8 protein-coding genes are annotated in these 7,526 nt (G+C 71.0%); 3 read left to right on the forward strand and 5 right to left on the reverse strand.

Annotation, left to right across the window (positions count from 1 at the left end):
• The 5 genes from VF697_RS36010 to VF697_RS36030 all read right to left on the reverse strand — a co-directional run.
• On the reverse strand, window positions 1-1,155 hold a 1,155-nt coding region (locus VF697_RS36010; RefSeq protein WP_331102263.1), incomplete at its 3' end, for a cytochrome P450.
• Window positions 1,156-1,262: 107 nt separating this feature from the next.
• Window positions 1,263-2,834: an SDR family NAD(P)-dependent oxidoreductase gene (locus VF697_RS36015; protein WP_331102265.1), complete on the reverse strand. Its 1,572-nt coding sequence runs from the start codon at window positions 2,832-2,834 to the stop codon at window positions 1,263-1,265.
• 108 nt (window positions 2,835-2,942) lie between these two features.
• Window positions 2,943-3,827 carry an S-methyl-5'-thioadenosine phosphorylase gene (locus VF697_RS36020; protein ID WP_331102267.1) on the reverse strand — a complete coding sequence of 295 codons (885 nt, stop codon included), beginning with the start codon at window positions 3,825-3,827 and terminating at the stop codon, window positions 2,943-2,945.
• 48 nt (window positions 3,828-3,875) lie between these two features.
• Complete coding sequence (locus tag VF697_RS36025; protein WP_331102269.1) at window positions 3,876-4,376, reverse strand: hypothetical protein; 501 nt, start codon at window positions 4,374-4,376, stop codon at window positions 3,876-3,878.
• A gap of 82 nt (window positions 4,377-4,458) precedes the next feature.
• Window positions 4,459-4,875 carry a hypothetical protein gene (locus tag VF697_RS36030; protein ID WP_331102271.1) on the reverse strand — a complete coding sequence of 139 codons (417 nt, stop codon included), beginning with the start codon at window positions 4,873-4,875 and terminating at the stop codon, window positions 4,459-4,461.
• 185 nt (window positions 4,876-5,060) lie between these two features.
• Here VF697_RS36030 and VF697_RS36035 point away from each other — a divergent pair, with 185 nt between their 5' ends.
• From VF697_RS36035 to VF697_RS36045, 3 genes are all read left to right on the forward strand, one after another.
• Window positions 5,061-5,969 (forward strand): hypothetical protein, encoded by a 909-nt coding sequence (locus VF697_RS36035; protein ID WP_331102273.1) that lies wholly within the window; start codon window positions 5,061-5,063, stop codon window positions 5,967-5,969.
• Window positions 5,966-6,934 (forward strand): zinc ribbon domain-containing protein, encoded by a 969-nt coding sequence (locus VF697_RS36040; protein WP_331102274.1) that lies wholly within the window; start codon window positions 5,966-5,968, stop codon window positions 6,932-6,934. The genes VF697_RS36035 and VF697_RS36040 overlap by 4 nt, the downstream gene beginning before the upstream one ends.
• A 31-nt stretch (window positions 6,935-6,965) precedes the next feature.
• Window positions 6,966-7,526, forward strand: a 561-nt coding sequence (locus tag VF697_RS36045; RefSeq protein WP_331102276.1) for a DMT family transporter, incomplete at its 3' end; no start/stop codon positions are given.

A 7,526-nucleotide genomic window follows, 5' to 3' on the forward strand; every position in this document is an offset into this window, starting at 1 on the left:
GCGCTCGGGCTCCGGCCACAGGTCTGGGCGGCGATGGGTGAGGTAGGCGCACGCCATCACCGCCATGTCGGCGGGCAGCTCCCACTCGCCCATCTTCATCGGCCGCTGCAGCACCCGGCCCACGGCGGGGGCCACGGGCACCAGCCGCAACGTCTCCTTCAAGGTCGCGTCCAGGTACTCCAGCCGGTTCACCTGGTCGGGGGCGAGCGGCCCGGTGCCCGCCACCTGCTGCAGCTCCGCCCGGAGCTTCTCCTCCACCTCCGGGTGCTGGAGGACGAAGTGGAAGGCCCACGAGAGCGTGGTCGCGGTGGTCTCGTGTCCGGCCGCCAGCAGGGTGATGGCCTCGTCGCGCAGCTCCGCGTCGGACATGGGCTGGCCGTGCTCGTCCCGCGCCTGCATGAGCATGGACAGGACGTCCTCGTGCTTCTCGACGCCCCCGGCGCGGCGCCGGGCCATCTCCGCGTAGAGGTACGTGTCCACCTCCCGCATGAGGCGGCTGAGCTGGGTCCACGGCAGGGCCCGGCTCACGTCGGCCTTCCAGGGTCCGAGCGGGATGGGGTCCCTCCCCACCGCGAGCAGCTTGAGCATCCGCTCCGCCGGGAGCAGGGCGCTGAGGTACAGCACGGAGTCGTGCGAGCCCATGTTCAGCATCCGCACGAACAGCTTGCGGAAGTGCTCGAACGTCTCCCCCTCCGCGAGGCCAAAAACCGTCTTGAGGATGATGTCCAGGGTGATGTCCTGGAACACCTCGTGGAGGGTGAAGGACTTGCCCAGCGGCCAGCGGTCGATGGCGCGGCTGGCGGACTCACGCATGGACAGGCCGTAGGACAGCATCCGCTCGCCGTGGAAGGGAGGCGTCATCATCCGCCGCTCGCGGATGTGCTTCTGGTCATCGAGCAGCAGCAGGGAGTTGCTCCCCACCATGGGCTCCAGCACCCGGTTCACCGGCCCCACGTAGAAGTCCTCGGGCTTCCCGGTGAAGAGCTGGCGGATCATCCCCAGGTCCCGGGTGAAGAGGAACGGAGGGGCGTTGGGGAACTGCATCACGAAGCTGTCGCCGTAGCGTCGCACCGACTCCTCCATGAACCGCAGGGGGTGGGCGATCCACTGGTGCAGCTGGAGGAAGTGGGGCAGCGGGATGCGCGGAGGAAGCATGGGCGGCGAGTCTACTCCTTCGACCCCCCGGGCTTGGTGGGGCCGTGGTTGAGCAGCTTGTAGGCGCGGCGAAGCTCGAGCGGGACTCTCATGGCCCGAGCCTGCCCTCACCACGCGGTGTGGCGGTAGTCCTTGAAGAAGTTGCCCCACGCGTACTGGCCGGTGTTCTCCGAGCTCATGACGGGATCCACGATCCGCGCCGCGCCGTCGACGATGTCCAGCGGCGGCTGGAAGTCGAGCTCCTGCTGCTTGCGCTCGGCGTGCAGCGCCGGATCCTCATCGGTGACCCAGCCGGTGTCCACCGCGTTCATGTAGATGCCGTCCTTCGCGTAGTCGGGCGCGGAGGTGAGCGTCATCATGTTCAGCGCGGCCTTGGCCATGTTGGTGTGCGGATGCTTGTCCGTCTTCGTCCCGCGCGAGAAGCTGCCCTCCATCGCCGAGACGTTCACGATGTGGCCGGGCTTGGAGCGGTCGCGCATCATGAGCGGCTTGAGCTTGCCGCAGAGGATGAAGGGCGCCACCGCGTTCACCAGGTGGACCTCCAGCATCTCGGCCGTCGAGACCTCCGCGAGCCTCATCCGCCAGGAGTTCATCTCCCGCAGGTCCACCTGCTGCAGGTCCGCGTCCAGCCGGCCCTGGGGGAAGTGGGCGAGTGCGTCACCCTCCTGCTCGAGGACGTAGGGGAGCTGCGAGAGCGCGGCGGATGAGTGGATGCCGACCGCGGGATCTCCACTGCGCCACGTGGGCACGAGCGCCGAGGCGTCGCCACCCGTGCCGAGGGCGGGTTGCAGCGCGGCGACGCACGCCTCGTGGCCGGCGAGGAGCGGGCGTGCCTCGGCCGGCAGCTCATTGAAGCCGCGCAGCTCGCCCTCCAGCATGTGGGCGTAGAAGCTGGGCGGACGGCGCACGGTCTGGGCCGCGTTGTTGATGAGGATGTCCAGCCGGTGGTGCGTCTGCTCGATGTGCCGCGCGAAGAGCTCCACGCTGGGGGCGTGCCGCAGGTCCAGGCCGTGGATGTGCAGCCGATGCGACCACTCCGCGAAGTCGGGCTCGCGCGTGTAGCGCAGCGCCGCGTCCTGGGGAAAGCGCGTGGTGGCGATCACCCGCGCGCCCGAGCGCAGCAACATGAGCGACGCCTGGTAGCCAATCTTCACGCGCGCGCCGGTGATGAGCGCGACCTTCCCGGACAGGGGCGCCTGCTGGGTGCGCTTGGCGTAGTTGAAGTCCCCGCACTCGCCGCACATCATGTCGTAGAAGAAGTGGAGCTTGCGGTACTCGGCCTTGCAGACGTAGCAGCGGCGGGGCTCCTGGAGGATGCGCTCCGGCTCCTGCGAGGGCGGCGGAGGGGGAAGCCGCGGCACGGTGAACACGGCGGCCCGGCGCAGCGTGCGGATCTCCGTCGTCGCCCGGAGCTCGCGGTCGTGCTCGCGCTTGGTCTGCTTGCGGTTGCGCCTGAGCGCCTTGGCGAGCCGCGACTTCGCGTCACGATCCGGGTGCACCAGACGGCCAGCGGCGCTCAACAGCGCGATCCGCTCCTCGTCCGGGTAACCCGCCAGCAGGAGGCGATCCTCGGCCATGGCATTGAGGAGCTGCGTGCAGCGGCGCACCTCGTCCAGGGAGAAGGGGGACGGCGGCAGCGCGGCGGCCGGTGACTTCAGGGCTCTCTCGGCGTTCTTCATTCCCCCGCTGGATACCTTCCGGGAGGGCGCGAGGAAAGCACCACGATGAGGCGGGCTCGCCGGACGGGAGGGGGACCGTGCGGCCGAGCCACTGCCTCGGCGGTAAGGTCAGCGCTTGAGCACCCGGCCAGCCACGGCGTCGAGCCGCTGGAGGACGGCGGGGTCTCTCGCCTCGGGGGCGGTGATGAGGGCGTGGTCGAGTGCCGTCTGGCAGCCGTGGCGGCACGGGCCCTCCTGCTTGCCGAGCCTCGGCACCACGCTCTTCACCAGCGCACGCGCCTTGCCCGCGTTGGCCAGCAGCACGGAGACGACCTGGTCCACGGTGACGTCCTCGTGGTCGGGATGCCAGCAGTCGAAGTCCGTCACCATGCCCACGCTCGCGTAGCAGAGCTCCGCCTCACGGGCGAGCTTGGCCTCGGGCATGTTGGTCATGCCGATGACGGCGCAGCCCCAGCTGCGGTACAGCTCGCTCTCGGCGAGCGAGGAGAACTGCGGCCCCTCCATGACGAGGTAGGTGCCTCCGCGCCTGGCGGTGATGTCGAGCCCTCCGCAGGCCTCCATCACCGCATCCCCCAGGCGCGTGCACACGGGCCGGGCCATGGACACGTGGGCCACGCAGCCGGTGCCGAAGAAGCTCTTGGTGCGCGCGAAGGTGCGGTCGATGAACTGGTCCACCACCACGAAGGTGCCCGGAGGCAGGTCCTCGCGCAGGCTGCCCACCGCGGACAGCGAGAGCAGGTCCGTGACGCCCGAGCGCTTGAGCGCGTCGATGTTGGCGCGGAAGTTGATCTCCGAGGGCGAGATGCGGTGGCCGCGGCCGTGGCGGGGGAGGAACACCACCCGGGTGCCGTCGAGCGTGCCGAAGCACAGCTCGTCCGAGGGCTCGCCGAAGGGCGTGGACACCTTGCGCCAGGAGACGTCCTGGAGGCCGTCGATTTGATAGAGGCCGCTGCCGCCGAGGATGCCGATGACGGGAGGAGACGGGTGCGCCATGGAGGGAGCTCCGAGGGAGGGGGGGGACGCCGGACAGGGCACTCCATCTCACCCCGTCTGCTGGGTCGAGGCGAGGCCGAAGTGGTGGCGCAGGCGCTGGGCCGCGGCGAGCTGTCCGGCCTCGGCCAGCCGATCCGCCGCCCACGCCACCGCGTCGGGCAGGCTCGCCGTGACGACGTAGGCCGAGGCCGGGGACTTGAGGTGGAAGACGACGCTCACCGCCAGCCGCACCAGGGGCGAGACGATGACGAAGGCCGTCCCCCGTCCCAGCTCGCGCAGCCGCGCATCGTGCCGCTTGAGCCAGGCCACCTGGAGCTGGCGCTGCTCGGCCGGACCCATGCCCGTCATCTGGCTCGAATCGAGGATGCTGACGTAGGGCTCCCCCCGCTCCAGGAAGGTCGTCATCCGCGCGAGGTAGGCCTCGACCTGCGGTGTGGTCGGCACGCCCAGGAACCGCACGAGGAGCAACGGCCACAGCGCATCATCCAGCACGATGTCGCCGCGGGGAGTCATCTCCTCGGAGATGGAGCCCCGCCACACCCGGAGCAAGCCCGGCCTTCACGGGGCGTCAGGAGAACGGCGGGGGAAGGACAGGACGCATGGCCGAGGGCCCGGTGGGGAGACGCCCGGCCTAGCTGGAGGGCACGGCGTAGTGGGCGCGGATGCGCGCGGCACTCTGCACCAGACCCGCCTCGGACAGACGATCGGCGGCCCACCCGGCGGCGGGGGGCAGCGTGGCGGTGACGATGAACGGATTGGCCATGGACGCGAAGTGGCGCACGACGCTCATCATCATCCGCACGGTGGGCGACTCGATGACGTACGCCGTGCCGAGCGTCCACTGGCGCAGCGCCACCTCGTGCTCGCGCAGCCACTCGGTGTAGCGCTGGCGCACCCGGGCCGACAGCATGTGCACCTGGCGCGCGTCGAAGAGGACGATGTGCGGCTGCTCGCGCCGCAGGTACGCGGCCCGGGCCTTCAGGTATGCCTCGAGGTCCTGTTCCGAGCCGGAACGGTCGAACTTCACCACCAGGAGCGGCGACAGCACCTCATCAACCGAGACCGGTGCGGGCGCGGGGGTCAGTGAGAGGCAGGACAGGGGCATTTCGTCCCGAGCAGGCATGGGGTGAAATCTGAGCAAGGGAAGGTGGATGTACCCCAACCTGGGGAAAAAGTTGAGGGGGGGGCCGTCTTTTTTCGGACTCAGGAGGAAGTCGGGGAGAAATGCGGGAGATGAACTTACGGTGCCAATCATGTGGGGCGGAGCTGGTGGTGGCGGCCGAGCTGCGCACGGCGGTGTGCCCGTACTGCGCGGCGCCCTCGGTGGTGGAGCGGCCGCCGAGCCTGGACAGGCCCGCGCCCACCTTCACGCTGGGCTTCGCGCTGACGCACCCGGCCGCGGGCGAGCGGGTGAAGCACTGGCTGCGCACGCGCAACCCGTGGAGCCACTCGGGGCTCAAGCGCGCCTCGCTCCAGGAGGTGCGGGGCGTCTACGTGTCGGCATACCTCTATAGCGCCCGGGCGCTCTCCCACTACAGCGCCTCCATCGGGGAGAACTACACCGAGACGCAGACGTACACGACGACGGAGAACGGGCGGACCGTGACGAAGACGCGCACGGTGACGAAGACGGAGTGGCGCCCGCTGCGCGGCGAGCACGCCGAGTACGTGCCTGACGTGCTGGTGACGGCCTCGCGGGGGCTGTCCAACGCGGAGCTGGAGCAGCTGGAGCCCTTCGACCTGCGGGTGCTGGCGCGCTACGAGCCGGCGCTGGTGGCGGGGTGGGTGGCGGAGGAGCCGTCGCTCAGCCGGGACGAGTGCCTGCGCCTGGCGCGCGAGGAGGCGCTGGCGCGGGTGGGCCGGCGGCTGGAGGCCTTCATGCCGGGGGACTCGCACCGGGACGTGCGGCACGACACGCGGCTGGAGGCGGAGTCGCTGGACGTGTGCCTGGTGCCCGTGTGGGTGCTGGCGGCGCGCTACGCACCGGAGAAGCCGCCGCTGCGGGTGGTGGTGAATGGGCAGTCGGGCGAGGTGTACGGGAAGGTTCCCCTCTCGTGGGTGAAGGTGCTGCTGACGGTGCTGGGCGTGGTGGCGCTCGGGGTGCTGCTGTACGTGCTGTGGGGCGGCGGAGGTCGGCGATGACGGCCCGGGCGGTGGCGGGGTGCGGACGGTGCGGGAGCCGGCTGGAGCAGGGGGACCTGCGCTGTCCCATCTGCGGGCTGGCGGTGGGGGCGCCGCGCGAGGCGGGCGCGCTGGCCGTGCGCGAGCAGGCGAAGGTGGTGCGGTGCGGCACGTGCGGGGCCTCGCTGGAGTACTCGGCGGAGGTGAAGGCGCCGCGGTGTGCCTTCTGCGCGTCGGTGATGCACGTGGAGACGACGGCGGACCCGCTGGAGCAGGCCGAGGGCTACCTGCCCTTCTCGGTGGACGCGGCGGCGGCGCACGGGGCGCTGAGGCGCTTCCTGTCGGAGAAGCGCTTCTTCCGGCCGGCGGACCTGGCGGAGATGGCGGCGCTGCGGTCGCTGCGGCCGATGTGGTGGCCGGCGTGGGCCTTCAGCGCGGGGGCGCGGGTGAGCTGGGCGGCGGACTCGGATGCGGGGAGCGGCCGCTCGGACTGGGCGCCGCACGCGGGGCAGGTGGAGCTCACGTTCCAGGACATCCTCGTGTCCGCGTCGCGAGGGCTGACGCAGGATGAGTGCGAGCGGCTGGCGGAGCGGTACACGCTGGAGGGCGTGGAGGCCGCGCCACGAGGGCCGGAGGACGCGCAGGTGGAGCGCTTCGACGTGACGCGCTCGGGGGCGAGGCGGCAGATCTTGGCGGCGGTGGAGGCCGAGGCGCGCGAGCAGGTGGAGCGCTCGCACATTCCCGGCAGGCGCTTTCGCAACGTGCACGTGGCGGTGGTGCTGTCGAGCCTGGAGACGAAGCGCTACGCGCTGCCGGCGTACGTGCTGGCGTACCAGTACCGGGGCAAGACGTACCGGGTGGTGGTGCACGGGCAGGACGCGAGCCTCGTGCTGGGCAAGGCGCCGGTGTCGGTGGCGAAGGTGGTGCTGGTGGTGGGCGCGGCGCTGCTGGTGCTGCTCGCGCTGGTGCTGCTGTTCGTGCGCTGAGCCTCGCGCGGGCCCTGTATGGTGCACCACCATGAGCCGCACGGTGGGCATCCTCCTCATCCTGCTGTCGGGCGCGTCCTTCGGGGCGCTCGGCATCTTCGGGCGCGTGGCGTACGCGTCGGGGGCGAACACGCCCACGGTGCTGTTCCTGCGCTTCACCTCGGCGGCGCTGGTGCTGGGGGCGGTGATGGTGCTGCGGCGCGTGCCGCTGCCCCGAGGGCGTGTGCTGGGCGGCCTCGTGCTGCTCGGAGCGCTGGGGTACGTGGGACAGAGCCTGGCGTACTTCTCGGCGCTGAAGCACGCGTCGGCGGGGCTGACGGCGCTGCTGCTCTACCTGTTCCCGGCGCTGGTGGCGCTGCTGGCGGTGGTGGTGGATGGCGAGCGGCTGTCACGGGTGCGAGCGGTGGCCATCGTGCTGGCGCTCGGGGGGACGGCGCTGACGATTGACTTGAATGGAGGCGCGAGCCCGCGAGGCATCGTGTTCGGCGTGCTGTCGGCGCTGGTGTACGCGGTGTATGTCTTCACGAGCGCGCGGGTGGTGGGGCCGGCGGGACCGCTGGCGGCCTCCACGGTGATTCTGGGCTCGGCGGGG

This window comes from Archangium sp., from assembly GCF_036388035.1.
Classification (GTDB): domain Bacteria; phylum Myxococcota; class Myxococcia; order Myxococcales; family Myxococcaceae; genus Archangium.

What these genes read in the sequence shown, in the direction of transcription:
- VF697_RS36020 (WP_331102267.1), bottom strand. Translation starts at nt 3,827, where the DNA reads ATGGCGCACCCGTCTCCTCCCGTCATCGGCATCCTCGGCGGCAGCGGC.
- VF697_RS36040 (WP_331102274.1), top strand. Translation starts at nt 5,966, where the DNA reads ATGACGGCCCGGGCGGTGGCGGGGTGCGGACGGTGCGGGAGCCGGCTG.
- VF697_RS36015 (WP_331102265.1), bottom strand. Translation starts at nt 2,834, where the DNA reads ATGAAGAACGCCGAGAGAGCCCTGAAGTCACCGGCCGCCGCGCTGCCG.
- VF697_RS36035 (WP_331102273.1), top strand. Translation starts at nt 5,061, where the DNA reads ATGAACTTACGGTGCCAATCATGTGGGGCGGAGCTGGTGGTGGCGGCC.